The organism is Micromonospora sp. HM5-17 (assembly GCF_003762835.1).
Taxonomy (GTDB): Bacteria; Actinomycetota; Actinomycetes; order Mycobacteriales; family Micromonosporaceae; genus Plantactinospora.
In genome coordinates this window covers 558786-585455 of record NZ_RJWA01000002.1, presented here as the reverse complement: position 1 = coordinate 585455, position 26670 = coordinate 558786, and the positions used below count along the sequence as shown (strand labels likewise).

The window sequence follows — 26670 nt, the reverse complement described above, 5'->3', positions numbered from 1 at the left end:
CCGCTCCCCCACCGATCCCCTGATCTCGGCCCTGGGCTCGTCGCCACGATCCGCACCGGATCCCGCGACGGCCCAGGGCCGACGGGTACGGGGGGCTACGGGCGGGTCACCAGGTACCGCGCGTACGCCTCGGTGGTGAAGAACGCCGGTAGGTCCTCGGCGAGGGCGGTGCGCTCCAGGATCTCCACCGCGCGGGCGATCCGCTCCCGGTCGGCGGTGGGTCGCTCCGCGCAGAGCCTCGCCACCTCCTCGACCAGCATCGACCGGACCAGGTCGTCGGTGACCCGGCCGCCGTCTGCCAGCGGCGTGGCGTGGTGCCGCCACTGCCACACCTGGCAGCGGGCGATCTCCGCGGTGGCGGCGTCCTCCATCAGGTTGAAGATGGCGGCGGCGCCGGTGCCGCCGAGCCAGGCGTCGAGGTAGCGCAGCGCCACCGCGAGGTTGGTGCGCAATCCGGCCCGGGTGACCCGCCCCGGGGTCTGGTCGACCGCCAGCAGGTCGTCGGCGGTCACCGAGACGTCGTCGCGAAGCCGGTCGATCTGGTGCGGGCGGTCGCCGAGCACGGCGTCGAAGGCCGACCGACAGACCCCGACCAGCCCGGGGTGCGCGACCCAGGAGCCGTCGAAGCCGTCGGCCGCCTCCCGCTCCTTGTCCGCCCGGACCCGGGCCGTCGCGACGGCGTTGACCCGCGGGTCGCGGCTCGGAATGAAGGCGGCCATCCCGCCGAGGGCGTGTGCCCCGCGCCGATGGCAGGTCCGGACCAGCAGCTCGGTGTACGCCCGCATGAACGGCACCGTCATGGTGATCTCGGCACGGTCGGGGAGGAGGAAGTCGTCCCGGTAGCCGACGTTCTTGATGATGCTGAAGATGTAGTCCCAGCGGCCCGCGTTCAGCCCGGCGGCGTGCTCCCGCAGCTCGTAGAGGATCTCCTCCATCTCGAAGGCGGCGGTGATGGTCTCGACCAGCACGGTGGCCCGGATCGTCCCCTGGGGAATCCCGACGTACCGCTGGGCGAAGCGGAAGATGTCGTTCCAGAGCCGCGCCTCCCGGTGGTCCTCCAGTTTGGGCAGGTAGAAGTACGGACCACTGCCGGCGTCGAGCTGCCGCTGGGCGCAGTGGACGAAGTAGAGCCCGAAGTCGACCAGGCTGGCCGAGAGGGCCCGGCCGTCGACCACGAGGTGCTTCTCCACCAGGTGCCAGCCGCGGGGTCGGACGACGATGGTGGCCGGGTCGGGCCCGACGACGTACCGCTTCCCCCGGTGGTCGGTGACGTCGATCCGCCGGTCAATCGCGTCGATCAGGTTGAGCTGGCCACCGATGACGTTGTCCCAGGTCGGAGCGAGGGCGTCCTCGAAGTCGGCGAGCCAGACCCGCGCCCCGGAGTTGAGGGCGTTGACGGTCATCCGGCGGTCGACCGGACCGGTGATCTCGACCCGGCGGTCGACCAGGCCCGGGGCCGGCGGGGCCACCCGCCAGGTCGGGTCGGACCGGATCGCCGCGGTCTCCGGCAGGAAGCCGGGAAGCTGCCCGGTGGCGTACCGGGCCCGGCGGGCGCGGCGGGTGTCCAGCAGGGCCACCCGGCGGGCGGCGAACTCCCGGTCGAGGGCGACCAGGAAGTCGAGCGCCTTCGGGCTGAGGACCTCGTCGTAGCGGTCCCGCAGCGGGCCGGTGATCTGGATGCTCATCGGAACTGCTCCTCCTCGGTCGAGCCGCGCAGCGCGGTGGTCTCGGCGGCGGGATTGAGGACGGTGCTGATCAGGTCGAAGTAGCCGGTGCCGACCTCCCGCTGGTGTTTCACCGCGGTGTAGCCGTCGGCCTCGGCGGCGAACTCCCGCTCCTGCAGGCCCACGTACGCCGGCATCCCCGCGGTGGCGTAACCCCGGGCCAGCTCGAACATCGAGTAGTTGAGCGCGTGGAAGCCGGCCAGCGTGATGAACTGGAACCTGTAGCCCATGTGTCCCAGCTCGCGCTGGAACGTGGCGATGGTGGCGTCGTCGAGGTGGCGGCGCCAGTTGAACGACGGCGAGCAGTTGTACGCGAGGAGCTTGTCCGGATACTCGGCCTTGATCGCCTCGGCGAAGCGGCGGGCCAGCTCCAGGTCCGGGGTGCTGGTCTCCATCCACAGCAGATCGGCGTACGGGGCGTAGGCGAGCCCCCGGGCGACGCAGGGTTCCAGTCCGCTGCGGACCCGGTGGAACCCCTCGGCGGTCCGCTCGCCGGTGAGGAAGGGCCGGTCCCGCTCGTCGGTGTCCGTGGTGAGCAGGGTGGCGGCGTGCGCGTCGGTCCGGGCGATGACCACCGTCGGGACCCCGGCGACGTCGGCGGCGAGCCGGGCGGCGGTGAGGGTCCGCACGTGCTGGCCGGTCGGGACCAGCACCTTGCCGCCGAGGTGGCCGCACTTCTTCTCGCTGGCGAGTTGGTCCTCCCAGTGCACCCCGGCGGCTCCGGCCACGATCATCGCGGTCATCAGCTCGTACGCGTTGAGCACACCGCCGAAGCCGGCCTCGGCGTCGGCGACGATCGGCGCCAGCCAGTCGACGCCGTCCTCGTCGGTGGGCCCCGCCGGGCCGGTCCGCTCCATGACCGCGATCTGGCCGGCGCGCAGCAGCGCGTTGTTGATCCGGCGCACCGCCGCCGGCACCGAGTTCGCCGGGTAGAGGCTCTGGTCCGGGTACGTCTGCCCGGCCAGGTTCGCGTCGGCGGCGACCTGCCAGCCGGAGAGGTAGATGGCCTTCAGCCCGGCCCGGACCATCTGCACGGCCTGGTTGCCGGTGAGCGCGCCGAGGGCGGGTAGGTACTCCTCGGTGTGCAGCAGGTGCCAGAGCCGTTCGGCGCCACGGCGGGCGAGGGTGTGCTCCTCGGTGAGTACGCCGCGCAGCCGGACGACGTCCTCGGGCCGGTAGGGGCGGACCACGCCCCGCCAGCGCGGGTTGGTGGCCCACTCCGTCCGTAGCCGCTCGGCCGCGTCCCACGGGTGGTCGGCGCGGGGGTCTGCGGTGGCGTCGCGTCGGTGGTCGACCGTCGTGCTCATGGCGATCCTCCTTCGGAGTCGGTCGATGACGCGCCGTACTCCGGTGCGTGTCGAAAACCATGACACGGTGCCGATCGGCCGGTCGAGATACGGAAACAGCGAATTATTGAAAACCCGCCGACCCATTCTGCGAAATTGCGAATGCCACTCTTTTCAGGTGTGTTAATGTGACCTGATCCAGGCGTAGGGAGGCGCCATGGGCAGGATGTTCGCGGGTGCGCGGCTGCGCCGGCTGCGCGAGGAGCACGGCATCAGCCAGATCGAACTCGCCCGGCGGCTCGGGATCTCCCCCAGCTACCTCAACCAGCTCGAGCACGATTCCCGACCGTTGACCGTGCCGGTGCTGATCCGGATCACCGAGCTCTTCGGCGTCGACACCGCGTACTTCGCGCCGCACGACACGCCCCGGCTGGTGGCCGAGCTGCGCGAGGCACTGCCGGCCCGGGCAAGCCTGACCGACCTGACGGAACTGGCGAGCAGACTGCCCGAGGTGGCGGAGGCGGTCATCGACCTCTACCGCCGCTACCGGCAGGTCAACGACCAGTTGGCCGAGGTGGTCGGCGACCGCGAGCTGATACCCGGGCGCAGCCCGCACGACCAGGTGAGCGACTTCTTCTACCGCCGGCAGAACTACGTGCCGGACCTGGACGAGGCGGCCGAGGCGCTGGCCGCCGAGATCGGCGTCCGACGCGGCGAGGCCCGGGCCGCGCTGACCGACCGGCTCGCCGAACGGCACGGGGTACGGATCGTCCGGCAGGACACCGACGCGCTCGCCGGCGACCTGCACCGGTACCGACCGCAGACCCGCACCCTGCACCTGTCGACGTCGCTGCGCCCGGGTCAGGAGGCGATCCGGATGGGAGCCCAGATCGCCCTGCTGGAGTACGCCGACGTCATCGACGAGATCATCGAGGAAGAACAGATCTACGACGTACAGACCCAGATTCTCCTGCGGGTCGGGTTGGCCAACTACTTCGCCGCGGCGCTCATCCTGCCGTATCGCGAGTTCCTCGACACCGCCGAGCGGATGCGGTACGACATCGAGCTGCTCACCAACCACTTCGCGATGGGGTGGGAGAGCGTCTGCCACCGGCTGAGCACGTTGCAGCGGCCCCGGGCCCGGGGTGTGCCGTTCTCCTTCGTCCGCGTCGACCGGGCCGGCAACATGTCGAAACGCCAGTCGGCGACCGGTTTCCCCTTCTCCCGTTCCGGCGGCACCTGCCCGCTGTGGAACGTCTACGAGGCGTTCAGCGCCCCGGGTCGGGTGATGACGCAGGTCGCGGCGATGCCGGACGGCCAGCGGTACCTCTGGATCGCCCGCACGGTGATCCGGCACCACGGCGGGTACGGCCAGCCCGGCAAGGTCTTCGCGATCGGCCTCGGCTGCGAACTCCGGCACGCCGGACGGCTGGTCTACTCCGCCGGCCGGGACCTGCAGGCGACCGAGGCGGCGACCCCGATCGGTCCGGGCTGCAAGACCTGCGAGCGGCTGACCTGCCCACAACGCGCCGCCGCCCCGATCGGCCGCCAGCTCGACCTCGACGAGAACCGGAGCACCTTCATCCCGTACCCACTGAAGGCGGAGTAGCCGGCAGCCGGCCGAGGATCGGCGTTTCCCGACCACGCGTTCGCGCCGTTCGGTCACCCAGCCGATCGGGCATCCCACCTGCGCGTACCGGACAAAGCTGCATTATTTTCCCACACCCAACGGGGCGACCCGCTACGTTGATCACGGACAGGGTCCATCGGATCACGGAAGGTGTCGTGGTGTTCGCCCCGCTGGGACGCGTCGTGGTCCGCCATCCGATCTGGGTGGTCGTTGCCTGGGTGGTGCTCACGGTGGTGGTGGTCGGCGCCGCGCCGCGGCTGACCGCCGTCACCGACGAGGCGTCGTTCCTCCCCGCCCACCACGAGTCGATCCGGGCGGCGGAGCTGCAACGGAGCGCCTTCCCGCAGGCCGCCACCCCGGCGGCGCTCATCGTCTTCACGCGTCGCGACGGGGCACCGCTGACCGACGACGACGCGGCCACGGTGGCGGCGATCGGCCAGCGCCTCGCCGGACAGCGGATCCGCGACGTCGTCGCCCTCGCCCCGACGCCGCCCTCACCCAACCGGCTGGTCCAGGTCGTCGCGGTGCGGCTCACCCCGCAGCGGGGCCCGGGCGACCGGAACCAGACGAAGGCGGTGCAGGCGCTCCGGGACGCGCTACCGGACCAGCTCGCCGGCTCCGCCCTCAGGGCCGGGGTCACCGGTACGGCCGCCCAGGCCCTGGACGCCGAGAAGTCCGGCGACCGGGCGAACCTCATCATCGGGATCGCCACCATCGGGCTGATCCTGGCCCTGCTCCTGATCATCTTCCGCAGTCCGATCATCGCCCTGCTACCGGTGCTCACGATCGGCCTGATCTCCCAGATCGCCACCGGCCTGATCGCCTGGGCGAACGACGTGTTCGACCTCAAGACCGACAGCTCGGTGAGCGCGATGCTGATCGTCGTCCTCTTCGGCGTCGGCACCGACTACATCCTGTTCCTGATGTTCCGCTACCGGGAGCGGCTGCGCCTCGGCGAGGATCCGAAGACCGCCATGGTCAGCGCGGTCGAACGGGCCGGGGAGGCGATCGCCTCGGCGGCCGGTGCGGTCATCATCGCCTTCCTCGCGCTCACGCTCTCCACACTCGGCCTGTTCCGCTCCCTCGGACCCGCGCTCGCCATCGCCGTCGCCACCACCCTGGTCGCCGGGCTCACCCTGATCCCGGCGGTGGTGTCGCTGCTCGGCACGCGGGTGTTCTGGCCCTCGACCGCCTGGCGGCACGAACCGCGCGGCGCCCGGTTCGCCGCGATCGGGCGGTCGCTGGGCCGGCGGCCCGCCTGGTACGTGGTGGTCTCCGGCGCCGCGCTCGTCGTCCTCGCCGTCTTCGCCCTCGGGTTTCACCCCACCTTCGACCTCGGCAGCGGCTCGACCGCGGCCGAGTCCGAATCCCGCGTCTGGAGCCGGGAGCTGCTCAGGGGCCTGCCGGCCGGGGCGACCGAGCCGTCGCACGTCATCCTCCGCTCCGACACCGGTACGCCGCTGCCCGTCGACCGACTCGGCACGTACCGCGCCGAACTGGCCCGGGTCCCCGGGGTGGGCCAGGTCGGCGAGCCGATGCTCTCCGCGGACCGCACCGTGGCGGCCCTTCAGGTGACCCTGGCCGACCCGCCGCAGTCCGCGGCCGCCCTGCACACGGTGCGGGACCCGCTGCGTGGCACCGCGCACGCCGCCGCACCCGCGGGGACGAGCGCGTTCGTCGGCGGCGTCACCGCGGTCTTCGTCGACATCCAGGCCGCGGTCAACCGCGACTACGCGGTCGTCTTCCCGGTCGCCGCGATCCTCATCATGGTGATCCTGGGGCTGCTGCTGCGCAGCGTCGTCGCCCCCTGGTACCTGATGCTCACGGTCGGACTCGGCTTCGCCGCGACCCTTGGCGCCACCGTGCTGGTCTTCCAGGCCGGCCTCGGCGAGGCCGGCCTGATCTTCATACTGCCGGTGGTCATGTACCTGTTCGTCGTCGCCCTCGGCACCGACTACAACATCCTGATGGTCGCCCGGCTCCGCGAGGAGGCGCGGGAGGGGCGTACCCCCCGCGACGCCGCCGCGATGGCGGTCCGGCACGCCGGACCCACGGTCGCCGCCGCCGGGCTCATCCTCGCCGGTACGTTCGCCTCGCTGATGCTCGCCGGCAACAGCACCCTCACCCAGCTGGGCTTCGCCATCTCGGTCGGCATCGCCCTCGTCGCCTTCGTGATGTCGCTCTTCCTCACCCCCGGGATCACCGCGTTGCTCGGCCACGCCGCCTGGTGGCCCGGCCACCAGGACGCCCCCACCGACCGCCGGGCCGCCCACGCCGCGCACCGGGCCGGCCCCGAAGCGCCGGGGTGAGCGGCACGGTCACGGCAGGTGAGGGTGTGCCATGGTGGGTCACGGGCCACGGGCGCGCCCGATCGGATGAGCCGGCCGACCGGGACCCTCGTGGACCGGACGAGAGCAGGGGGTACGTCGTGACCTACCCGCCCGAGCCGTGGGTCCTACGCGGCCAGATGTACGTCTCGCTCTGGTTGGTGCCCCGGGCCGCCCTGCCGCCGTTGTCCGACGGCCTCGCGCGGGACGTCCGACCGGTGACGATCGGCGGCCGGGCCGTGGTCGGCACCGCCTGGGTGGGGTACGAGCCCGGCGGGGTGCTGCACTACCGCGAGGTCCTCGCCGCCATACTGGTCCGCGCCGGACTCCGCCCCCGGGTGAGCATCACCCACATCTGGGTCGACGACCCGGTCTCCCGCGAGGGCGGGCGGGCGCTCTGGGGCATCCCCAAGGAACTGGCCGACATAGCGCTCACGGCCCCGACCGACGGCGCGTGGGGCACCGCCACGGCCCGAACAACGGCCGGAGTCTTCGTGCGGGCGCTGCTCCGGTCCGGGCGCCGGCTGCCCGGGCGGTGGCCCGTCCGGTTCACGGTCACCCAGCGGCTCGACACCCGGACCCGCAACACCCCGGTACGGTGCCACGCCAGGCTCGCCACCGCCGCGGCGGCCTGGGAGGTCGAACCGACCGGGCCGCTGGCATACCTGGCCGGCCGACGTCCCCTGCTGACGGTACGGCTGCGCGACGTCCGGCTGGTCTTCGGCACGGGACCGTCGTCCCGGTCCTGAACAACGTCGACAGCCGACGGGCGGACCGGCACCGCCGACGACGGGCGCGCCGGCGCCGAGAGACCTCGGCACGTGCCGGCGCGCCCGTCCGTACGCCGACGGTCAGGCCGGCGTACCCCGGACGGTCAGGTGACGGAGGCTGCCGACGTTGTCGAACGAGCCGAAGCCGACCCGGCCGGACGGGAACGTGGTGTCCCGGGCCGTCATCAGCGGGTCCCGGGCGCCGTCGACGTAGACGGCGATCTCCCCGGTCGCCGGGAGGTGCCTCACCCGCACCCGGTGCCACGCCGCGTCGGTGATCGCCGGCGCCGCGCCCTCCGAACGCCCGTTCCACTGGTGGTCGATCCGCTCCCGGTCGGCGTTGTCCACCTTGAAGATGCCGTTGTGCGGATAGATGGTGTTGTCGGTCGAGAGGTGCGCGTAGTAGAACTCCGTGTCCGAGCGCCAGCCGAAGACGATGATCACGTCCCGGTTGGTCACCTCGACCGGGGTGTCGAGCCGCACCTCCGCCCGGATCTCCACCGCGCCGAACTCCGGGCCGGCGGTGAGGACGGCGTACTCGAACGGGCGGCGCGGACCGGGCCGGGCGACGCCCGCCTCCGCGAGGATCACCTCCCGGCCGGTGAACCGCCACTTGGCCGGGGTCACCGGCGCCCAGTTCTCCGCCCGCATCGTGCCCCGGACCGTCGTCCGGCCGACCCTCGCATGCGCGAACTCCCGGGTCCCGGTGACCTTCCAGATCCTGCCGTTGGCCTTGGCCAGCAGGTACAACTCGCCCTGGGCGTCGGTGCCGAACCGCAGGTCGACCCGTTCCGGGTCGCCGGGCGCGCCGGGGGCGGAGAGGTCCTGCATCCGGACCGGGTTGCCGGCCGCGTCGAAGAGCGCGAGCCGATGGATGGGGGCGGGGTCGCCGCCCCGCCGCATCTGGCTGACCTCGGTGTAGAACACCCGGCCGTCGACGAGGTCGCCGAAGACGTACCTGCCGCGCAGCGCCGGAACGTCCCGACCCCGGTAGACGAAGCCGCCGGCCACCGCGACCCCGACGTCGCTGGTGCAGTTCCACCCCGGCGCGGGCTCGTGGTCGTACGCGGCGACCGGGTACGTGTAGCCGTAGCGGGCGTCGTCGGCGGGCAGCGGGAGGATCCGGTCGCAGGGGTTCGTCGCCGTCTTGTCGAAGACGAAGGCGCCCTCCCGCTCGCTCCAGCCGAGGTTGTCGCCGGCCCGCACCTCGTAGATCGCCTCGATGGCGTGCTCGCCGATGTGGCCGAGGTACATCCTGCCGGTGGCCCGATCCCAGCTGAACCGGTGCGGGTCCCGCATCCCGAGCGCGTAGATCTCGCCGAGGGCCCCGGCCCGGCCGACGAACGGGTTCGACGGTGGGATGCCGTACCGGCCGTTCGGGGCGTCGGTGCCGAGCGGGTCGATCCGCAGCAGCTTGCCGTGCGGCATCGCCAGGTTCTGCGGGTCGGTGGTGCGCACCCCGATGCCGCCGTCGCCGACGGCGATGTAGAGCAGCCCGTAGTCGGGGTCGCCCCGGCGTGCGGTCGGATTGAAGTTGATCTCCTGGATCCCGTGCACCTGGCCGGCGAAGCCGATCCGCAGAACCTCCCGACGGCTGCCGGCGAAGGTCTCCGCCACCGGGTCGGTGGCGGTCCACTCGGTGATGATGCCGTGGAAGAGGACGCTGCTCTGCGCGTAGTCCGGCACCTCGGTCGTCGAGGACGCCGCCTCGGTGTGCACGGTGTAGAACCTGCCGTTGCGTCGGAAGTCGGGGTGGAAGGCGACGTACCCGAAGCCCTGGCCCAGGCCGCGGCCGGAGAAGAACCGGGGGGCGAAGGCGCTGGCCACGTCGAGGTAGACGTGCGGCACCCCGTGCCGTACGAGGTAGAGCAGACCGTTCAGGTCCGGCACGGCCCGCCGGCCGGAGCCGTCGGGCACCTCCATGATCGTATTGATCCGGGCGTGCCGGACGAGGCGCCGGTCGGTCGGCGCCGGAACCGGCTCCGACTTCGGGAACGCGGCGTACTCGGTGAGGACGAGTCCGAGCCGGGACTGAATCTGCTGTTCCGGCACCGGGTCGTCGATCGCGCCGGCGGCCTGGGCCGGCGGCGCCGCCACGCTGCTGGCCAGCACCGTCGCCAGCAGGACAGCGGTGGCGGCGAGCGCGCGTCGGGGTTTCGACATCGCGGACACCTCCCTCGGGTACGGCGGCGGGGCCGGCGCCCGGAGGAGCGCGGTCACGCCGCGTCGATCTATGGAGTGGTGCAGGTGGTGCCGGGACCGCCTTCCTGACGAGGGGTGGGTTGTGGACGGACGATGGGTTCCCGTCGCCCGGTGGGGCCGGGCGTCGCGCCGGCTCGGCGCGGTCGCTTTCTGCATGGCCGGCAACCGCGTACGGGGGCCGCCGGTGGGTCGGTCGGGGTTCAGCGGCGTGCCGGTGGTTGCGGCACGGTGGGCCGGCCGCCAAGGTAGAGTTCGCCGAGTCGCGGGTCGGCGAGCAGGTCCGATGCCGGGCCGGACAGGTGCACCCGCCCGAGGTCGAGGACGCAGCCGACGTCGGCGGTCTCCAGCGCCCGTCGCGCGTTCTGCTCGACCAGCAGCACGGCGGTCCCGGCGTCGCGCATCCGGACGACCTGGTCGAAGACGGTGGCGGTCGCCTTCGGGTCGAGCCCCATCGAGGGCTCGTCGAGGAGCACCACCCTGGGGTTGACCATCAGCGAGCGGGCGAACTCGACCTGCTTCTGCTGCCCGCCGGAGAGCAGTCCAGCCAACGAGTTCCACCGGTCGGCGACGACCGGGAAGACCTCCTTGACGAACTCGACCCGTTTGGCGAGCACGGACCGGTCCCGCAGCGTGTAGCCGCCGAGGAGCACGTTCTCGGCCACCGTCATCTCCCGGAAGACGCTGTGCCCCTGGAGCACGTGCGCCACCCCGGAGGCCAGCATCTGCTGGGGACCCTGCCCGGTGACGTCGACACCGCGGACCAGGATCCGACCCGAGCGGGGCTTCAGCAACCCGCTCGCCACCTTGAGCACCGTCGACTTGCCGGCGCCGTTCGGGCCGACGAGGCAGACGATGGTGCCGGCCTCGACCGAGACCGAGAGTCCGCGCAGCACCGGGGCCGCCCGGCCGTACCCGGCCTGGATGTCGACGAGTTCGAGCTCAGACGCCAAGGTATGCCCCCAGCACCCGCTCGTCGCTGCGGATCACCGACGGTGGACCCTCGGCGATCGGCCGGCCCCGGTCGAAGACCACGATGTGATCGCTGACGCTCATCACCAGGTCCATGTTGTGCTCGACGATCACGAAGGTTCTCCCCTCCGCGTTGAGGTCCCGCACCAGTGCGCCGATGCGGTCGAGGAGCGCGGGGTTGACCCCGCCGGCCGGCTCGTCGAGCAGCACCGTCTCCGGGTCGCTCATCAGCACACCGGCCAGTTCGAGTAGCTTCTGCTGCCCCCAGGACATGTTCCGGGCCTCCACCTCGGCCAGGTGCTCGATGCCGAGCCGGGTCAGCCAGTCGCGGGCCCGGTCGACGTCGGCGCGACGGTGGGCGCCCCGCAGCCTCGCCACCACGCCACCCGGCCGGGCCGCCACCAGGACGTTGTCCAGCGCGGACATCCGGGGGAAGACCCGACAGAGCTGGAAGGTCCGGCCCAGGCCGGCTCGGGCGATCACGTGCGGCGCGAGCCCGGTGATATCCCGGCCCCGATACGTCACCTGCCCGCTGTCCGGCCGGATCATCCCGGTGACGCAGTTGAAGAAGGTCGTCTTGCCGGAACCGTTCGGGCCGATCAGCGCGTTGACCTTGCCGTGCCGGAACGTCACGGTCGCCGCGTCGAGCGCGCGGACCCCGCCGAACGCCTTGGTCAGCGCCACCGTCTCCAGGCTCCGCGCCGGGCCGGGCCGCTCCTCCCTCACGCTCCTCACCTCGCCTCCGGTTCGGTCGTCGGTGCCCCGGGCTCCGCCGCGACGTGCTCCGGGGCGTCCGGGTCCGCGGTCGCCCGTTCAACGCCGCCCGAAGCGGCCGGCCCGGACCCGGCCGGGTCCGTCGGGGCAGGTCCGGTCACGGTCGACGTCGAACCCGACTCGGCGGCGCGCCGCGCCCACAACTCGGCGGCGGTGACCTCGCGGATCGACGCCTGCGCCGGCCGGAGATAGCGGTCGCGCAGTCCACCGAGGGCCGGCAGGACCCCGTCGGGCATGAAGAGCACGACCAGCGCGAGCAGGACGCCGGTGGCGACGAGATGCAGCTGGGTGTCGCCGAACTCCACCTTGAAGTACTCCAAGGCCACCCCGACCACCAGCGCCCCGACCACCGGGCCGAAGAGGTGCCGGACGCCGCCGAGCAACGCCATCAGCACGAGGTAGGCGCCGGTCAGGATGGAGAACTGGAAGACCGGATCGAGGTCGCCGAACCAGAGGGCGTAGAGCCCGCCGGCGAGTCCGGTGAACCCGGCCGAGACGACGAAGACGACGAGCTTGTAGCCGAAGGTCGGGGTGCCCAGCGACTCGGCCTTGTCCTCGTCCTCCCGGATCGCCTTGAGCCCCAGGCCGAACCGGGACCGGTCGATCAGCCACCAGACCAGCAACGCCACGCCGAGCAGAACGGCGAAGAGGTAGTAGAAGACCCGGTGATGCTCCGGTCGGAGCAGGTCGGGGAAGGGCCGGGGCACCACGAGTCCGCGCGAGCCGCCGGTGACGGAGGCCCAGCTCTGGAAGACCAGCAGCAGGATCAGCACCAGTGCGATCGAGACGATGACGAAGGAGGCCCCCCGGACCCGCAGCGCCGCGTACCCGACCGGCACCGCGAACGCCGCCACCAGCAGTCCGGCGACGGCCAGGGCGACGAAGCTCGGCAGGCCGGCCCTGACCACGAGCAGCCCGGTGGCGTAGCCGCCGAGACCGGCCAGCGCCCCGTGCCCGAGGGAGATGTAGCCGGTGAAGCCGCCGACGAAGTTCCACGACGTCGAGAGCACCGCGTAGTTCAGCACCACGACCCCGGCCGAGAGCACGTACGGGTTGGGTGCCCACGCCGGGAAGGACAGCACCGCAACGGCCAGCGCCAGCAGCGCGGCGCCGGAGAGCAGCCGGCCGAGCCGTTGCCGACCGTCCGGGGCGGCGGCGGGTGACGCCACCGGCGCGGCCGGGTCGGCCGGCCTGGTCAGGGAGTCAGAAACGCTGGGCAAGCCGACCTCCGAAGAATCCCTGGGGGCGGAAGGCCAACGTCGCGAAGAGCGCGAGGTAGAAGACCGTCTGCGCCCAGGTCGTACCCATCGGGATCTGGAGCAGGCTCTGGAGCAGGCCGAGGAGCATCGCGGCGGCCGCGGCGCCCGGTACGCTGCCGAGGCCGCCCACCACGATGATCGCCATCAGCGGGCCGATCCAGTGCCAGTGCAGCGAGGGGTAGATGGTGGTGTCGAGGGAGAGCGCGGTGCCGCCGACGGCCGCGGTGGCCAGTCCGATGCCGAAGCCGAAGCCGGCGACCCGGTCGGTGTCGATCCCGACCAGCCGCGCCGCGTCCCGGTGCTGGATGGTGGCCCGCAGTGCCCAGCCGAAGGTGGTCTTCTTCAGCAGCAGGTAGAGCGTCAGCAGGGCGACGGCGGCCAGGCCGAACGCGATCAGCTTGACCACCGCGATCCGGGCGCCGAAGAACCCGATACTGGCGGCGCCGTAGCCGAGCTGGATCCGCCGCTGGGTGCCGGTGAAGGCGTACCCGAGCAGGCCCTCGATCAGCACCGCGATCGCGAAGGTGAGCAGGACCGACATCATGGTGAGGGTCGCCGGGCGCAGCCGGGCGAGCAGCAGCCGCTGCAGGCCGACCCCGATGCAGAAGAAGAGTGGCACGCTGACGACCAGCGACAGCAGCGGGTCGACGCCGAGCCGGGTGTGCGACCACCACGCCAGGTACGCCGCGAGGATCAGGAACGCCGAATGGGCGATCATCACCACCCGCAAGATGCCGAAGTAGAGCGTCAGACCCGCGGCCAGGAGGGCGTAGAGCCCGCCCAGCAGCAGGCCCAGCACGACGCTCTGCAGAAGCAGTGCCCCGGACGGCATCGGGACCTCACCAGGCCGGCTTCGGGTAGATGAGGTCGGCCTCCCTGGCGTCCGCCGGCAGCACGATCTGGATCTGTCCGCCGACCCACTGCTGGATCATGTGCGCGCCCTGTGGCCTGCCGGCCGCGTCCCAGCGCAGCGGGCCGACGACGGTGTCGACCGTGTTGTTGCGCAGCCAGTCGACCAGCTTCTTCTGGCACTCCCCCTGCTCGGCGCAGCCCACCGCGGTCACGGCCGCGGCGACGACCTGCCCGGTGGTGTACGCGTTCGCCTCGTCCTCCTCCGGCGGCGAGCCGAACTGCGCGGTGTACTTCTCGACGAACTCCACGTTGCTCGGGTACGGCGCCTTCTGGGTGTAGCCGGTCGGCGCCAGGATCCCCTCGGTCTTGTTGCCGATCGCCGCCGCGAACTCGGGGTTGGTCGGCGCGGTCGAGAAGGCGGCGAGCTTGGGCTGGTAGTCGAGCTGCTGCAGGGCGACGATCAGGTTCACCCCGTCCTGGTACTGCGAGCCGCCCACCGCGATGTCGGCTCGGGAGGCCGCGATCTTCGCCGCGCCGGCCGGCTCGACGAAGAGCATGCCGTACTCCTCGGCGACCCGGGCCGCCGGTACGACGAGGCGGGTCGAGAAGGGACCCACCACGATGTCCACATTGTCCTTGCCGATCAACTGCTCGTAGTCCGCGACGACCCGGTCCGCGTTGGACTGGTCGTCGAGAATCTTCAGCTCGATCCGGCGGCCGAGCAGGCCACCCTTGTCGTTGGTGATCTTCGCCCACGCCTCGTAGCCGCGTTGCACGCCCTTGCCGGGCTCGGAGAAGTCACCGGTCAGCGGGAGCGAGATCCCGACGACGATCGGGTCGTCGCCCGATCCGCCGTTGGTGCCGCCACAGCCCGCCAGCGCGAGTGCGACCGCCGCGCCGAAAGCCGTTGCCCATCGTGTGCGTGTCACTCGGGATGTCATCCCAGGACGCTCCTTTGCACCGGACGTAAGCGCTTGCGAAAGCGCTTACGTACCCTAAGCTGTGGCCTGCGTCACGGGCAATAGTCATACGTGTCGAATTGATGTTGCTGGGGAGTTGCGGATGCCCAAGCCAGGGCCGAGATTGCGCCTGGTCGACGTCGCCGAACGCGCCGGGGTGTCCCTGGCGACCGCGTCCCGAGCCCTCGCCGGGCGGGACGGCGTCAGCGCGGAGGTCGCCGACCGTGTCCGGCAGGTCTCCCGGGAACTCGGGTACGTCGCCAACCCGTACGCCCGCACCCTGGCCGGCGGGGCCAGCCCGACGGTCGGCCTCATCGTCCACCAGATCGACGATCCGTACTTCTCCGAGATCGCCGGCGGTGTCATCCAGGTCGCCGGCGAGCAGGGTCTGCTGGTGCAGATCTGCCACTCGGGCCGGAACCCGGAGCACGAGCTGCGACAGGTGCGGCACCTCATCGCCCAGCGGGTCGGGATCATCCTCATCGCGGGCTCCGGCTACACCGACCCGGCCGTGGAGGCCGAGGCGCGCCGGGAGCTGTCGGCGTTCCAGGATCTCGGCGGCCGGGTCGCCGCCATCGGCCGGCACCACCTGGGGGTCGACGCCGTCCTCCCGGACAACGAGGCCGGCGGACGCGCGCTCGGCGAGCACCTGCTGAGCCTGGGGCACCGCCGGATCGCGATCGCCTCGGCCGCCGGCGGCCTCACCACCGTCGAGGACCGACTCGCCGGGGTCGACGCCGCGCTGCGCCGGCACGGTCGGGCCCTCACCGACCTGCCGGTCGTCCGGACCGAGTTCACCCGCGACGGCGGCCGGGTCGCCGCCGAGCGGATCCTCCGGGACCACCCGGAGACCACCGCGATCCTCGCGCTGAACGACTCGATGGCGATCGGTGTCCTGGCCACGCTGCGGGCACACCGGATCGCCGTGCCCGAGCGGATCTCGGTCGTCGGCTTCAACGACGTCTCGGTCGCGGCGGACCTCGCCCCCAGTCTCACCACGGTCCGGCTGCCGATGACGGAGATGGGCCGGATGGCGCTCGATCTGGCGCTCAAGCCCCGGTCGAAACGACCGCGTCGCCGCTCCACAGGCCACACCCTGGTCGTCCGCGACTCGACCGGCCCCGCGCCCGCCGGCTGAACCGCCGGTCCCGCGCCGACGCTGCCCCGCGCCGCCGGGCCCGGACGACGGCCGTGCGCTACCACCCAGCGCGCGACCTCGGTCCGGGCGCCGGCCACCCGGGGCGGTGGCCCACGAACACGCCGACCGCGAAGGCACCCTTGCGTCCACGGTCACCGACGAGCGGGCGTCCCGGCCCTGACCCGCCCGGACGATCAGGCCGAACGCGAACGGTCGGCGAACGACGCGGGGGCGTTCACAGCCAGCCCTGGTCCTCCGCGGTCCGGACGGCCTCGAACCTGTTCCGGGCGCCCAGCTTGCCGATGGCGCTGGACAGGTAGTTGCGGACGGTTCCCTCGGCCAGGTGCAACACCTCCGCGACGGCCCGCACGGTGCTGTACGTCCGGCTGAGCCGCAGGACGTCGAGTTCGCGCGCGGTCAACGGGTTGCGGTCGGACCGCACCACGGCCGCCGCGAGCGACGGGGTGATCGCGTGCCCGCCGGCCGCGACATCCTGGATGGCGGCGTACACCTGCGGGGGTCGGGTGTCCTTGACCAGGAAGCCCCGTGCGCCGGCCGCCAGCGCCCGGCGTACCTCGCCGGGACTTCCGAACGTGGTGAGCACCAGGCAGCCGATGGCCGGGGCGGTTCGGGCCAGCGCCCGGACCACCTCGATCCCGTCGGTCAGCGGCGGCTCGCCCAGGATCCGGATGTCGACCAACATCACGTCCGGCATGGTTCGCAGCGCCAACGCCACCGCCTCCCGGGCCGACCGCGCCGCACCCACCACCTCGATGTTCGGCATGCGCTGCAGCATGGCGACGAACGCCTCCCGGACGAACGCCTCGTCCTCCACGAGCGCCACGCGGATCGGCGCCGCCGGTTCGGCGGACTCCATCCCGCCCACCGGATCAGTGGACCCGCTCCCGCCCGCCAGGTATGCAGACCCGGAGCCGTGCGCCGGTTCAGTGGACATGGATCGGGCCTTCCGCCGGCTCACGCCGATCCGGCTGGGTCTCCGTCACCGGCACCTCGACCAGCACCCGGACCCCGCCACCGGGCCGGCGTCGCACCTCGAACCGGCCGGAGCGGGCCAGCACCCGGTCCTGCATCCCCCGGATGCCCTGGCCGGCCACGATCGGCGTGTCACCCGTCCCGTCGTCGTCGACGGTCATCCGCAGCAGACCGGGCACGGTCTCGAAACACACCAGGCAGGTCCGCGCGCCGGCCGCGTGCCGTACCACATTGGTCACCGCCTCCCGCAGGACGGGCGCCAACTCCCGTCCGGCGGGGACCTGACCGACCACGACCAGCTCGATGCCCACCGTCCGCAACAGATCCCGGGCCTGCGCCACCTCGTCGTTCAGGTCGTTGACGTGCAGGTCGTGCACCACGGTCCGGACCGACTCCAGCGCCCGGCGGGCCGCCTCGCCCGCCAGGCGCGCCTCGGCGGCGATCGCGGGCGGGGTCTGCGGGTCGTCGGCGATCATCTGGGTACGCAACACCACGGCCAGCAGATCCCGCCCGAGCGCGTCGTGAATCTCCCGCGCCAGTCGAAGCCGCTCGATCTCCTGGCCCTGCTCATGGGCGAGCCGCCGGAGCCGGCGCAGCAACAGCACGGCCCGGGCCAGACTGTGCGTCGCCACGAGCGTGACCCCGAGCACGGCCTGCCCGGCCGCGAACTCCGCCAGCTCCGTCCAGCGCATGCCGTGCGCGATGCCGACCAGCATGGTGGCGGCCGGCACGGCGATGCTCCAGACCACGGCCAGCACCGGACCGGAGCTGAGCACCAACGCGGCGACCAGCAGGAAGGGTATCGTCCCGAGCCACTGCCGGGGAGCGGCGAAGGTCAACGCCGCACCGCTGCACAGCGTCACGGCCAGCGCGGAGGGCGCCACGACCCGCTGCCGCCAGGGGGTGGACCGCCAGACCACCGCGACCCAGCTCACCACGAACACGACCGTGAGGCCCGTCACCACCACCGCGGCCGCCGCCCGGGCGTGCGCCAACGACGCGCTCAACGGAGCGTACGTCGTCAGCACGAACGCGACACCGAGCCAGCGGAGCCAGCCGAGTTCCCGATCGCGTGCCGTCCGCATCGGCGGTTGGGTGGGTACGGCCATGTCGAGCACGCTAACGCCGGGGGGTCGCCGCAGTCGACCTCCGCGGCCCGGCGGCGGCGACTGCTGACGGATGTCACGGTCCGATGATGGCCGGCGACACTACCGCCCCGGCGCCGGGTCTGCGGCAATGATCGTATGCAGCAGAACCGCGCGATCGAACTCCGCGGGGTCTCCGTGACGTACGGCCGGGGCAGCCGGGCGGTCACCGCACTCACGGAGGTGAACCTCGACATCGCACCGGGCGAGTCGGTGGCGCTGGTCGGGGCGAACGGTGCCGGCAAGAGCACCCTGACGCATGTCCTGCTCGGCATTCTGCCGCCCACGACGGGAACGGTCCGGGTCACCGGGACCAGCCCACGCCAGGCCCTGGCGAACGGCGCGGTCGGCGCGATGCTCCAGGACACCGGCCTGATGCGCCAGATCACCGTCGGCGAGCTCGTCCAGCTCGTCTGCCACCTGTACGGCCGCGGCGCCGCCTCCCCGCCGCAGCTGCTCGCCGAGGTGGGCCTGGCCGATCTCGTCCGGCGCCGCGCCACCCGGCTCTCCGGTGGGCAACGGCAACGCCTGAAGTTGGCGCTCGCGCTGGCCGGCCAGCCTCGACTGCTCATGTTGGACGAGCCCACGGCCGCTCTGGACCCACAGGCGCGTCAGGCGTTCTGGGTCTCGTTGCGGCAGCGGATGGCCGACGGCGCCACCGTGCTGTTCACCACCCACCTGCTGGAGGAGGCGCAGCAGTTCGCCGACCGGATCGTGGTGATCAGGTCCGGGGCGGTCATCGCCGACGGCAGCGCGGATTCGCTGGTGTCCCGGGGGCGAACGTCCGTGGTCGGCTTCCGCGCCGACGCGATCGAGCCGACCGCCCTGACCGCCAGGCTGGACCAGATCCGTGCCGAGCCCGCGGTACGCGAGGTACGGGTGGAGGACGGCCGCATCGTGCTGGAGACGAGCGACGTCGACGCCACGCTCGCCGCCGTGTACGCCAGCGGCCTGCGGCCCCGCGACGTCCAGATCGTCCGTCCGTCGCTGACCGACGCCGTGCTCGACCTGATCCGGGAGGAGACCTGACGTGCTCCGCTACGCGTTGACCGACACGCTGTGCCTCGTCCGTAGCCTGTACTTCCTGATTTTCTCGGTCGCCTTCTCCGCCGGCTTCTACCTGATGTTCACCACGGTCGCCGACCAGGGCAACGGCGATCCCGGCTATCCGACCGCCTACATGGTGGCGATGGCGGTGTCCGGCGCGTTCTTCGGCGCGCTCAACGGAGCGGGCATCCGCCTCGGCCTCGAACGCGGTGACGGCTGGACCAGGCAGGTCCTGCTGACCCCGCTGACGCCGGTGCGGTACCTCGGGGCGAAGGCCATCACCGCCTGGCTGGCCACCCTGCCGGCGATCCTGGTGGTGTTCGCCCTGGGCGCGACCGTCAACGGCGTGTCCCTGCCGAACGCGCGCTGGCTCGCGGTCATCGGCATCTGCTGGCTCGGCAGTGTGGTTTTCGTCGCCATCGGCGTACTGGTGGGAGTCGTGGCGACCGGCGAGGTCGTCCAGTTCGTGGCGTTGGCGATCTTCTTCCCGTTCGCGATGATCGGTGGACTGTGGTTTCCCACGGACACCTTCCCGGCCGGGCTCCGCTCGCTCGGCGCGGCGCTGCCGACCGCGGCGATCCGGGAGCTGGCCACGGCCGTGGCCACCGGGCAGCCGGCACCGCTCGGGGACGGTCGCCCGGTCGTCGTGCTGGGCGCCTGGGCGGTCCTGGCGACGGCGGTGGCCGTGGGGCTCGCCGGGCGCGTCGTCGGGTCCGGCCGGTCGGCGCCGCTGGTCCGCCGACGGCCGCTGGTCGATGCGGCCCGGCGGCAACCGGATGGCGGTTCGGCCGGTTCCGCGATCTGAGTACGCCGCTCAGGCGCTGGCCCGGCGGACCAGGGCCGACGGGAAGACCGTGGTCGGCGGGACCCACGTCTCGCCGAGCACGGCCCCCACCGCGGACGAGATGATCTGCTCGACCGGATTGGTCGCGGTGGTCAGGCCGGGGTCGCTCAGCCCGGCCGCCTCGACGTCGTCGAACCCGGCGACCGCCACATCCTCCGGCACCTGGCGTCCGGCGGCCCGCAGGGCGGCCAGCACGCCCAGCGCGGCGGCGTCGTTGATCCCGAACACGGCGTCGACCTCGGGCCACCGGGCGAGGATGGTCCCGGCGGCCCGGCGGCCGCCGGCCGCGGTGAAGTCCCCGGAGACGAGCCGCACCGGCAGCCCGGCAGCGCGCATCAGGTCCCGGTACGCCTTGACGGGCCGCTGCGCGCAGGGCAGCCACGCCGGGCCTGTCACCATCGCGATCCGACGTCGCCCGGTCGCGTAGAGGTGCCGCAGCACGGCCGCGGCCCCGCCGCCGTTGTCGACGTCGAACGACGGGACGGTGCGGGAACCGATCCCCACGGAGGCGACCCGCCCCCGGACGGTCGGCGGCACCGACCGCAACGCCGCCTCGGTGGTGTTCAGCACCACCACGCCCCGAACCGTACGGTCGGCGAGCAGCCGGTCCAGTCGGGGCGCGTCCCGGGGCACCCACTGCAGCGACACCCCGACGTCGTACGAGGTGGCGGTCAGGGCCGCCGCCGCCACGGCCCGGTGGACGTACGGGTCGTCGAGCACCTGGGCCGTCGTACCGACGACAGCCAGGGTCACCCGAAACCCCGACCCGTTCACCAGCGAGCGCGCCGCCTGGTCCGGTCGGTAGCCGAGCAGCCGGGCCGCCGAGTGGACCCGCTCCCGGGCTGTCGGGGAGGCCGGCCCGGACCCCGAGATGACCCGGGACGCCGTCGATCGGGACACCCCCGCCGCCTTCGCCACGTCCTCCAGTCGCGTCTGCCGTTCCGGGCGTCGCCGCATCGCGTCCCTCCGCTGGTCCCGCCGCCGTGTACGGGCCGGAACGGCGGGCGCCGGACGGCCCGATCGGGTACCTCCCCAGCCTACGCTTGTGGTGGTAGCGCTCCCAGGTATGGGATCTCCATGCGCCCGGCGCCTGCCGAGAGGAGTCCGCCATGCCCCTGAGCCCGAGCGTCACGACCACCGCCTCCGCCGCCCGACCGGATCCGCCGCCGCGGACCGTCCTCGCCGCCCGCACCGCCGTCGCCCTGGTATTCGGCCTCAACGGGCTCGCGGTCGCCTCCTGGTTCGCCCGGATCCCCGCCGCCCGCGAGGCGCTCGGGCTCAGCGCGGGCCGGCTCGGTCTGCTGCTGCTCGCGCTCTCCGGCGGCGCGGTGCTGGCGATGCTGACCGCCGGCGGCGTGGTGCACCGGGTCGGCTCGCGGCGGACCACCACCGGCGCGACCGCGCTCGTGGCGGCCGGTCTGGTGCTGCTCGGCGTCGGCGTCGACGCCTGGCCGTCGGTCCCGGTGGTGGCGCTCGGACTCGTCGCCCTCGGGTTCGGCTCCGGCCTCTGTGACGTGGCGATGAACGTCGAGGCGGCGCTGGTGGAACGGCGGCTGCGACGTACCGTGATGCCCCGGTTCCACGCCGCATGGAGCCTCGGCACCGTCACCGGCGCCGCGCTCGGGGCCGGCAGCGCCACGCTCGGCATCCCCGTCCTCGCCCACCTCGGGATCGTCGCGGTCGGGGTGCTGCTCGGCACGCTGCTCGCCGCCAACCACTACCTCAGCGGACGCGGCGAGACGACCACCGAGCGGCAACCGGCCGCGGAGTCCGGGGCGAGCCACGGCAGCGGCACGCTGCGTGCCTGGCGGGAGCCACGTACTCTCCTCGTCGGCCTGCTGGTCCTGGTGATGGCGTTCACCGAGGGGACCGCGAACGACTGGATCGCGGTGGCCTTCATCGACGGTCACGGCTTCGGCGAGGCGGCCGGCGCCGCCGTCTTCGGGGTCTTCGTCGCCGCGATGACCGTCGGTCGGATGGTTGGCACGGTGGCGCTCGACCGCTGGGGCCGGCTACCGGTCCTCGTCGGCACGATCGGGTTGGCCGTCGCCGGAGTGACGGTGACCGTCCTCGTCCCGTCCGGGTGGGTGGCGCTGGCCGGGGTCGTCCTCTGGGGGCTCGGGGCCTCGCTCGGGTTCCCGGTCGGGATGAGCGCCGCCGCCGACGACGAGGATCGGGCTCCGGCCCGGGTCAGCGTCGTCTCGGCGATCGGCTACACCGCGTTCCTCGCCGGGCCGCCGCTGGTCGGGCTGCTCGGCGACCGGGTGGGGACGCTACGGGCGCTGCTGGTCGTCCCCCTCCTGCTGGTCCCGGCCCTGGCCCTGGTGCCGGCGACCCGGCCGCCGGCCGGACGCTGAACCCTCGGAACGGCGGGGGCGTGGGGAGCACCCACCCCCCGCCGCGGGTTCCGGGGAGGCCTCGGGTGGCGGCGCCCACCTCGGCCGTCCGGCGTCGGTCAGGCCGGGCTCGGGAAGCCGTACCGGGCTGCGTGCTCCGGATCGGTCGGGTCGATCTGCCGGATCCCCTCGTCGGCGAGCCGCTTGTTGATCTCGTCGAGATGGTCGCGGACCAGCCGTGCCTCCTCCTCGGTGACCCGGCCCCGGTGCGGCTTCCCGGCGTGCTCGAGCGTGGCGTAGTCGATGCGCTCGGTCCGGCGGGTCGACTTGGCCGGGCGAACCCGTTCGGCCGTCCTCAGCAGCTGGGACATCGGTACGTCGGTGGCCAGCGCGTCGAACTCGCTGGCGGTGACGACGACCCGGCGCGGCTCGCCGCCGTCGGGATCATCGTGGATCTCCAGGATCGCGACGTCGAGCGCCGCGTCGTCGATGGCCTCGACCTCGCGCGGCTCGGCCTCCAGCTGCACCGGACCCGCGACCAGGTCCGGATGCTCCAGCACCACGATCCGCACCGCCTCGTCGGCGCTCCCCAGCACCTTGCCGCTGAAGTCGGAGACGTGAACTGTCCGCTTACCCATGCCTGAGCTTCTCCTGTCCGGGCGGTACCACCAGAGCCAGAAGTTACCGCACAGGTGTGCGAACGGGTCCTTCGACCCCGCCAGTGATCTCACCCACCCAATCCCACCCAGGACGACCGGCACAAATCGAGGTATACATATTTCGGCACGTCGGGCGGGGTAGTGCGAGAGCGGACAGACCGGTAGGGTTGGCGCGCATCGGCGTTGGCAGCAACAATCGCCCGCTGATTCCCTCGGGCTGCCCATGATTGGATGGAAGTTGGCGCAAAATCAGGCCGACCACGCGACCAGGCTCCCCGACCCGGACACCTCAGGCGACTCTACCGTCGCCATTCGACGCCGCGGTCGCCAGCAGACGATCAAGCGTCGGGTCGTCCGGCTGGTGCTCATCCCCAGTGTCGTCGCCGTGGTCATCTGGCTCGTCGCCTCCGGCTACCTCGTCTTCCAGGGCTACTACAACCGGGAGGTCGCCAACGGCGTCCGCCAGGTGTCGATCCCGGCGGTGCCCGCGCTGGCCTCGATCCAGCAGGAGCGACGGTTGAGCGTGGCCTACCTCGCCCGGCCGTCGAACGACCTACAGGAGCTCATCGACCAGCGGCGCCAGACCGACGAGCGGCTCTCGGCACTGCGCTCGGCCGCCAGCGAGAGGTTGGCCAACGCGCCCGACGCCATCTCGACCCGCTGGTCGAAGCTCAGCGACTTCCTGGACCAGCTGCCCAGTGTGCGCAGCACGATCGACTCCCGCTCGACCAACGGCGACCGCGTCTACGACTTCTACAACCAGTTGCTCGACGCCGCGACCGACCTCTTCGACACCCAGGCCCGGTCGGTCCCCGACGCCACGGCGACCCAGGGTGGCATCGCGGCCGCCGAGGCGTTCCGGGCCAGTGACCTGATGTCGCGGTCGGGCTCGATCATCGACGGCGCCCTGGCGTCGGGCACCCTCAGCGAGCACGACCACCTGGAGTTCGTCAGCCTGGTGGGCGCCTACCACGCGGCGCTGCGGAACGTGGCGGCGCACCTGCACCCGGACGCACGGCAACGGTACGAAGCCCTCACCGCGAGCGAGCCCTGGCAGACGCTCCTCGCGGCGGAGAACGCCGTGATCAGCTCCGGAGCATGGCGAGACGGACCGCCGCGGGGCACCAGCATCAACCGCACCCGCTGGGAGAGCGTCACCCAGCGGGTCGCCGAGAGTCTGGTGGACCTGACCATCGTGCAGGCCGACCGGGTCTCGGCACAGACCCTCCGCACCGGTAACAACCAGCTCCTCACCGCCTCGCTCGGCAGTCTCGTCGCGCTGTCGATCGCGATCGCCGCCATCGTCCTGGCGATCCGTCAGTCGCAGGTCCTGGTCGACCAGGCCCTCTCGGTCCGCCTCGCGCAGCTGGGCAAGGACGCCGCCGCACTCGTGGACGAGCGGCTACCGGCCATCATGGACCGCCTACGTCGGCACGAGAAGGTCGACCTCGACGCCGAACTGCCGGTCCAGGACTACGGCGGCGACGAGATCGGCCAGGTCGCCGAGGTCATCAACCGGTCGCTGAAGGTCGCGGCGGGTGCAGCGGTCGACGAGGCGAAGACCCGGGCCGCCGGTACCGCCATGCTGATGGGCGTCGCCCGTCGTCCCCAGCGCCCGCTCCAGCGTGGGCTGAAGATCATCGAGGATCTGCAGAACCGCGTCGGTGACGAGAAGCTGCTGACGGAGCTCTTCGACATCAACCACCAGCTCACCCAGACCCGTCGCTTCCTGGAAAACCTGGTCATCCTCGCCGGTGGACAGATCGGCCGGCGGTTCCAGAACCCGGTCCCGATCCGCCGGGTGATGCTGGCGGCGTTCGCCGAGGCCCAGCAGTACCAACGGATCACGCTGCGGAGCGCGCCCGACGTGGCGCTGCTGGGGCACGCCGTCGCGGGCACCATCCACCTCCTCGCCGAGTTGCTGGACAACGCGCTCGCGTTCTCCCCGCCCGGGACCACGGTCTGGGTCACCTGTAACGAGGTCAAGCGGGGTGTCGCGATCGAGATCGAGGACGCCGGGGTGGGCATGAAGCCCGACGCCCTCGAACGGGCGAACGACCTGTTGGCGCACGCACCCACCCCGGACGTGACGGCGCTGAAGGACGGTGCGCAGATCGGTCTGTACGTCGTGGCCGAGCTGGCCAAGCGGGAAGGGCTCCAGGTCAGTCTCCGCACCTCGGCGTACGGCGGGCTGCTGGCGATCGTGCTGCTGCCGGAGCGCATCATCACCCCGACCGCCACCGAGTCGAACACCGCCGGGACCGACAAGACTCCCCGCCGTTCCCCGGGGGCCTCGTCCGCCGCTCCCCCGGCCGTCAACGGCCACCACAGTGACCGTCCGACGGTCACCCTCCCGGTCACCACCGCCGGGCCGGCCGCGAACGGATCGACCCAGGCGGTACGGACCCTCCACCCCGGCGAAGGACGACGACCTGACCGTGTGGGCGGCATCATGGACGACCAGCGACGCGGCACCCCGCAGTCCTCCGGCGGCGCCCACCCACCCCGACAGCGAGAGTCCTCCGGCGTCCAGGCCACCACCAACGGCACTTCCGGCGCACGGCCGGGAGTCCGCCCGCCTGCCAAGCCGGGCCAACAGCCCGCCGCTCCGGGATCGCCATCCCCCGCCCGGAGCACGCAGGCGACCGCTCGGGGTACGCAGGCCGGCGACCGGGGTACGCAGACCAGCGTCCCCGGGGCGTCAGCCAACGGCCCGGGTCCCCGGGCCGACAACCGCCCGCCGCTGCCACACCGGCAGCCGCAGCAGCATCTTGTTCCCCAACTCCGCGACGACAAGCCGGCGAGCACCAGCTCGCCCGGCGTGGCCGGGCCCACCAGGTCACCCGAGGAGGCCCGGAACCGGTTCGCCCGGTACCAACAGGCGTGGGCGGCCGGCCGCGAGGCGGGTAACAAGGAATCCACAACTAGTGATGATCAAGGCAGGAAGCCGTGACCAACTCGAAATCGCAGAACGACCTGACCTGGATGCTGGATGGTCTTGTAGAGATTCCGGATGTTGTCTACGCGGTCGTCCTGTCCACCGACGGACTCGTCATCCAGAAGTCCACGGCGCTGCCGCGTGACGAGGCGGAACTGCTGGCCGCCGGCGCATCCTCCCTACACAGCGTGGCCGCGGGTATGGGTCGGCGGTTCGAGAGCGGCCCGGTCCAACAGGTCATCATCGAGTACGAGGGGCAGACGCTGTTCGTCGCCGCCGCCGGCAAGAACGCCCGGCTGGCCGTCCTCTGCCAGCAGAGCGTCGACATGGGCACGGTCGCCTACGAGATGAGCCGGCTGGTGACCCGGATCGGCGAGTACCTCGGCTCCGAGGTGCGGTCGGCTGCCACGACGGCGAACGGTCAACACGGACACCTGCCATGAGCTATGACACCTGGGAGGGCGACGACGAGTCGGAGGCCGGCCGGCTCGTCCCGCTGTACATCCTCGTCAATGGCCGTACGAGTCCCCGGAACACCAATCTCGACCTGGCCACCCAGGTCATCGCCCGGCCGGCCGACACCAGCAGGCTCGAACCGGAGTACCGGGAGATCGTCAACAGGTGCAGAAACTGGATCTCGATCGCCGAGATCGGCGCCTACCTCCACCGTCCCCTCACCATCACGAAGGTGATGGTGGACGTGCTCCTCGACCAGGGCTATCTGGGCATCGGATCTCCGGCACAGCAGAAGATCGCCGACCGCCGGCTGTTGGAAACGGTACTCGCTGGTCTCGAACGGCTCTAGACGAGAGGGTCTG

Annotated in this window: 22 protein-coding genes; 10 read left to right on the top strand and 12 right to left on the bottom strand. The window is 72.2% G+C overall.

Features of this window, described 5'->3' with window-relative positions; translation table 11 throughout:
* Nucleotides 1–95 precede the first annotated feature (95 nt).
* Nucleotides 96–1685 carry a malate synthase A gene (aceB, locus tag EF879_RS07805; protein WP_123556245.1) on the bottom strand — a complete coding sequence of 530 codons (1590 nt, stop codon included), beginning with the start codon at nt 1683–1685 and terminating at the stop codon, nt 96–98.
* Nucleotides 1682–3031 carry an isocitrate lyase gene (gene aceA / locus EF879_RS07800; RefSeq protein WP_123556243.1) on the bottom strand — a complete coding sequence of 450 codons (1350 nt, stop codon included), beginning with the start codon at nt 3029–3031 and terminating at the stop codon, nt 1682–1684. Before aceA ends, aceB begins: the two co-directional genes overlap by 4 nt.
* A 196-nt stretch (nt 3032–3227) precedes the next feature.
* On the opposite strand from aceA, the gene EF879_RS07795 reads away from it, so the two are divergent.
* The 3 genes from EF879_RS07795 to EF879_RS07785 all read left to right on the top strand — a co-directional run bounded on the left by EF879_RS07795 (nt 3228) and on the right by EF879_RS07785 (nt 7716).
* Entirely contained in the window at nt 3228–4619 is a 1392-nt protein-coding gene (locus EF879_RS07795; protein WP_123556241.1) for a short-chain fatty acyl-CoA regulator family protein, read from the top strand.
* A 179-nt stretch (nt 4620–4798) separates the two neighbouring features.
* A complete protein-coding gene (locus tag EF879_RS07790; RefSeq protein ID WP_123556903.1) occupies nt 4799–6949 on the top strand; it encodes an MMPL family transporter in 2151 nt (716 codons plus the stop codon).
* A gap of 119 nt (nt 6950–7068) precedes the next feature.
* Entirely contained in the window at nt 7069–7716 is a 648-nt protein-coding gene (locus tag EF879_RS07785; protein ID WP_233604303.1) for an acetoacetate decarboxylase family protein, read from the top strand.
* Between the two features lie 102 nt (nt 7717–7818).
* Here EF879_RS07785 and EF879_RS07780 read toward each other — a convergent pair whose 3' ends face one another.
* From EF879_RS07780 to EF879_RS07755, 6 genes are all read right to left on the bottom strand, one after another.
* The gene (locus tag EF879_RS07780) at nt 7819–9900 is read right to left on the bottom strand and encodes a sorbosone dehydrogenase family protein (protein WP_123556899.1); all 2082 of its coding nucleotides are present in this window, start codon (nt 9898–9900) and stop codon (nt 7819–7821) included.
* Between the two features lie 239 nt (nt 9901–10139).
* Complete coding sequence (locus EF879_RS07775; protein WP_123556239.1) at nt 10140–10889, bottom strand: ABC transporter ATP-binding protein; 750 nt, start codon at nt 10887–10889, stop codon at nt 10140–10142.
* On the bottom strand, nt 10879–11634 hold the full coding sequence (locus EF879_RS07770) for an ABC transporter ATP-binding protein (protein WP_123556237.1): 756 nt from the start codon (nt 11632–11634) through the stop codon (nt 10879–10881). Before EF879_RS07770 ends, EF879_RS07775 begins: the two co-directional genes overlap by 11 nt.
* Before the next feature lie 5 nt (nt 11635–11639).
* Entirely contained in the window at nt 11640–12902 is a 1263-nt protein-coding gene (locus tag EF879_RS07765) for a branched-chain amino acid ABC transporter permease (RefSeq protein WP_233604302.1), read from the bottom strand.
* Complete coding sequence (locus EF879_RS07760) at nt 12886–13773, bottom strand: branched-chain amino acid ABC transporter permease (protein ID WP_123556235.1); 888 nt, start codon at nt 13771–13773, stop codon at nt 12886–12888. The genes EF879_RS07765 and EF879_RS07760 overlap by 17 nt, the downstream gene beginning before the upstream one ends.
* 7 nt (nt 13774–13780) lie before the next feature.
* Nucleotides 13781–14722 (bottom strand): ABC transporter substrate-binding protein, encoded by a 942-nt coding sequence (locus tag EF879_RS07755; RefSeq protein ID WP_233604301.1) that lies wholly within the window; start codon nt 14720–14722, stop codon nt 13781–13783.
* 133 nt (nt 14723–14855) lie between these two features.
* On the opposite strand from EF879_RS07755, the gene EF879_RS07750 reads away from it, so the two are divergent.
* Nucleotides 14856–15890 carry a LacI family DNA-binding transcriptional regulator gene (locus EF879_RS07750; protein WP_123556231.1) on the top strand — a complete coding sequence of 345 codons (1035 nt, stop codon included), beginning with the start codon at nt 14856–14858 and terminating at the stop codon, nt 15888–15890.
* Between the two features lie 235 nt (nt 15891–16125).
* On the opposite strand, the gene EF879_RS07745 is transcribed toward EF879_RS07750, so the two are convergent.
* Nucleotides 16126–16845 carry a response regulator transcription factor gene (locus EF879_RS07745; protein WP_233604300.1) on the bottom strand — a complete coding sequence of 240 codons (720 nt, stop codon included), beginning with the start codon at nt 16843–16845 and terminating at the stop codon, nt 16126–16128.
* Complete coding sequence (locus EF879_RS07740) at nt 16835–17992, bottom strand: sensor histidine kinase (protein ID WP_148086380.1); 1158 nt, start codon at nt 17990–17992, stop codon at nt 16835–16837. The genes EF879_RS07745 and EF879_RS07740 overlap by 11 nt, the downstream gene beginning before the upstream one ends.
* Before the next feature lie 135 nt (nt 17993–18127).
* Between EF879_RS07740 and EF879_RS07735 the strand changes: the two genes are divergently transcribed.
* Both EF879_RS07735 and EF879_RS07730 read left to right on the top strand, forming a co-directional pair.
* On the top strand, nt 18128–19057 hold the full coding sequence (locus EF879_RS07735; protein ID WP_123556225.1) for an ABC transporter ATP-binding protein: 930 nt from the start codon (nt 18128–18130) through the stop codon (nt 19055–19057).
* 1 nt (nt 19058) lies between these two features.
* Nucleotides 19059–19880 carry an ABC transporter permease gene (locus EF879_RS07730; RefSeq protein ID WP_123556223.1) on the top strand — a complete coding sequence of 274 codons (822 nt, stop codon included), beginning with the start codon at nt 19059–19061 and terminating at the stop codon, nt 19878–19880.
* Nucleotides 19881–19889: 9 nt separating this feature from the next.
* On the opposite strand, the gene EF879_RS07725 is transcribed toward EF879_RS07730, so the two are convergent.
* A complete protein-coding gene (locus EF879_RS07725) occupies nt 19890–20876 on the bottom strand; it encodes a LacI family DNA-binding transcriptional regulator (protein ID WP_123556221.1) in 987 nt (328 codons plus the stop codon).
* Between the two features lie 152 nt (nt 20877–21028).
* Between EF879_RS07725 and EF879_RS07720 the strand changes: the two genes are divergently transcribed.
* Nucleotides 21029–22276: an MFS transporter gene (locus EF879_RS07720; RefSeq protein WP_123556220.1), complete on the top strand. Its 1248-nt coding sequence runs from the start codon at nt 21029–21031 to the stop codon at nt 22274–22276.
* Nucleotides 22277–22374: 98 nt separating this feature from the next.
* On the opposite strand, the gene EF879_RS07715 is transcribed toward EF879_RS07720, so the two are convergent.
* Nucleotides 22375–22893, bottom strand: coding sequence for a hypothetical protein (locus EF879_RS07715; protein ID WP_123556218.1), 519 nt, complete (start codon nt 22891–22893; stop codon nt 22375–22377).
* A gap of 259 nt (nt 22894–23152) precedes the next feature.
* Here EF879_RS07715 and EF879_RS07710 point away from each other — a divergent pair, with 259 nt between their 5' ends.
* From EF879_RS07710 to EF879_RS07700, 3 genes are read left to right on the top strand one after another with little or no spacing between them, the layout of a single operon-like run.
* Nucleotides 23153–25867, top strand: a complete 2715-nt coding sequence (locus EF879_RS07710; protein ID WP_233604299.1) for a nitrate- and nitrite sensing domain-containing protein — start codon at nt 23153–23155, stop codon at nt 25865–25867.
* Nucleotides 25864–26295 (top strand): roadblock/LC7 domain-containing protein, encoded by a 432-nt coding sequence (locus tag EF879_RS07705; protein ID WP_233604298.1) that lies wholly within the window; start codon nt 25864–25866, stop codon nt 26293–26295. The genes EF879_RS07710 and EF879_RS07705 overlap by 4 nt, the downstream gene beginning before the upstream one ends.
* The gene (locus EF879_RS07700) at nt 26292–26657 is read left to right on the top strand and encodes a DUF742 domain-containing protein (RefSeq protein WP_123556214.1); all 366 of its coding nucleotides are present in this window, start codon (nt 26292–26294) and stop codon (nt 26655–26657) included. The genes EF879_RS07705 and EF879_RS07700 overlap by 4 nt, the downstream gene beginning before the upstream one ends.
* Nucleotides 26658–26670: the final 13 nt, after the last annotated feature.

What these genes read in the sequence shown, in the direction of transcription:
- aceB (WP_123556245.1), bottom strand. Translation starts at nt 1,685, where the DNA reads ATGAGCATCCAGATCACCGGCCCGCTGCGGGACCGCTACGACGAGGTC.
- aceA (WP_123556243.1), bottom strand. Translation starts at nt 3,031, where the DNA reads ATGAGCACGACGGTCGACCACCGACGCGACGCCACCGCAGACCCCCGC.
- EF879_RS07795 (WP_123556241.1), top strand. Translation starts at nt 3,228, where the DNA reads ATGGGCAGGATGTTCGCGGGTGCGCGGCTGCGCCGGCTGCGCGAGGAG.
- EF879_RS07780 (WP_123556899.1), bottom strand. Translation starts at nt 9,900, where the DNA reads ATGTCGAAACCCCGACGCGCGCTCGCCGCCACCGCTGTCCTGCTGGCG.
- EF879_RS07760 (WP_123556235.1), bottom strand. Translation starts at nt 13,773, where the DNA reads ATGCCGTCCGGGGCACTGCTTCTGCAGAGCGTCGTGCTGGGCCTGCTG.
- EF879_RS07750 (WP_123556231.1), top strand. Translation starts at nt 14,856, where the DNA reads ATGCCCAAGCCAGGGCCGAGATTGCGCCTGGTCGACGTCGCCGAACGC.
- EF879_RS07745 (WP_233604300.1), bottom strand. Translation starts at nt 16,845, where the DNA reads ATGTCCACTGAACCGGCGCACGGCTCCGGGTCTGCATACCTGGCGGGC.
- EF879_RS07740 (WP_148086380.1), bottom strand. Translation starts at nt 17,992, where the DNA reads ATGGCCGTACCCACCCAACCGCCGATGCGGACGGCACGCGATCGGGAA.
- EF879_RS07735 (WP_123556225.1), top strand. Translation starts at nt 18,128, where the DNA reads ATGCAGCAGAACCGCGCGATCGAACTCCGCGGGGTCTCCGTGACGTAC.
- EF879_RS07725 (WP_123556221.1), bottom strand. Translation starts at nt 20,876, where the DNA reads ATGCGGCGACGCCCGGAACGGCAGACGCGACTGGAGGACGTGGCGAAG.
- EF879_RS07720 (WP_123556220.1), top strand. Translation starts at nt 21,029, where the DNA reads ATGCCCCTGAGCCCGAGCGTCACGACCACCGCCTCCGCCGCCCGACCG.
- EF879_RS07715 (WP_123556218.1), bottom strand. Translation starts at nt 22,893, where the DNA reads ATGGGTAAGCGGACAGTTCACGTCTCCGACTTCAGCGGCAAGGTGCTG.
- EF879_RS07700 (WP_123556214.1), top strand. Translation starts at nt 26,292, where the DNA reads ATGAGCTATGACACCTGGGAGGGCGACGACGAGTCGGAGGCCGGCCGG.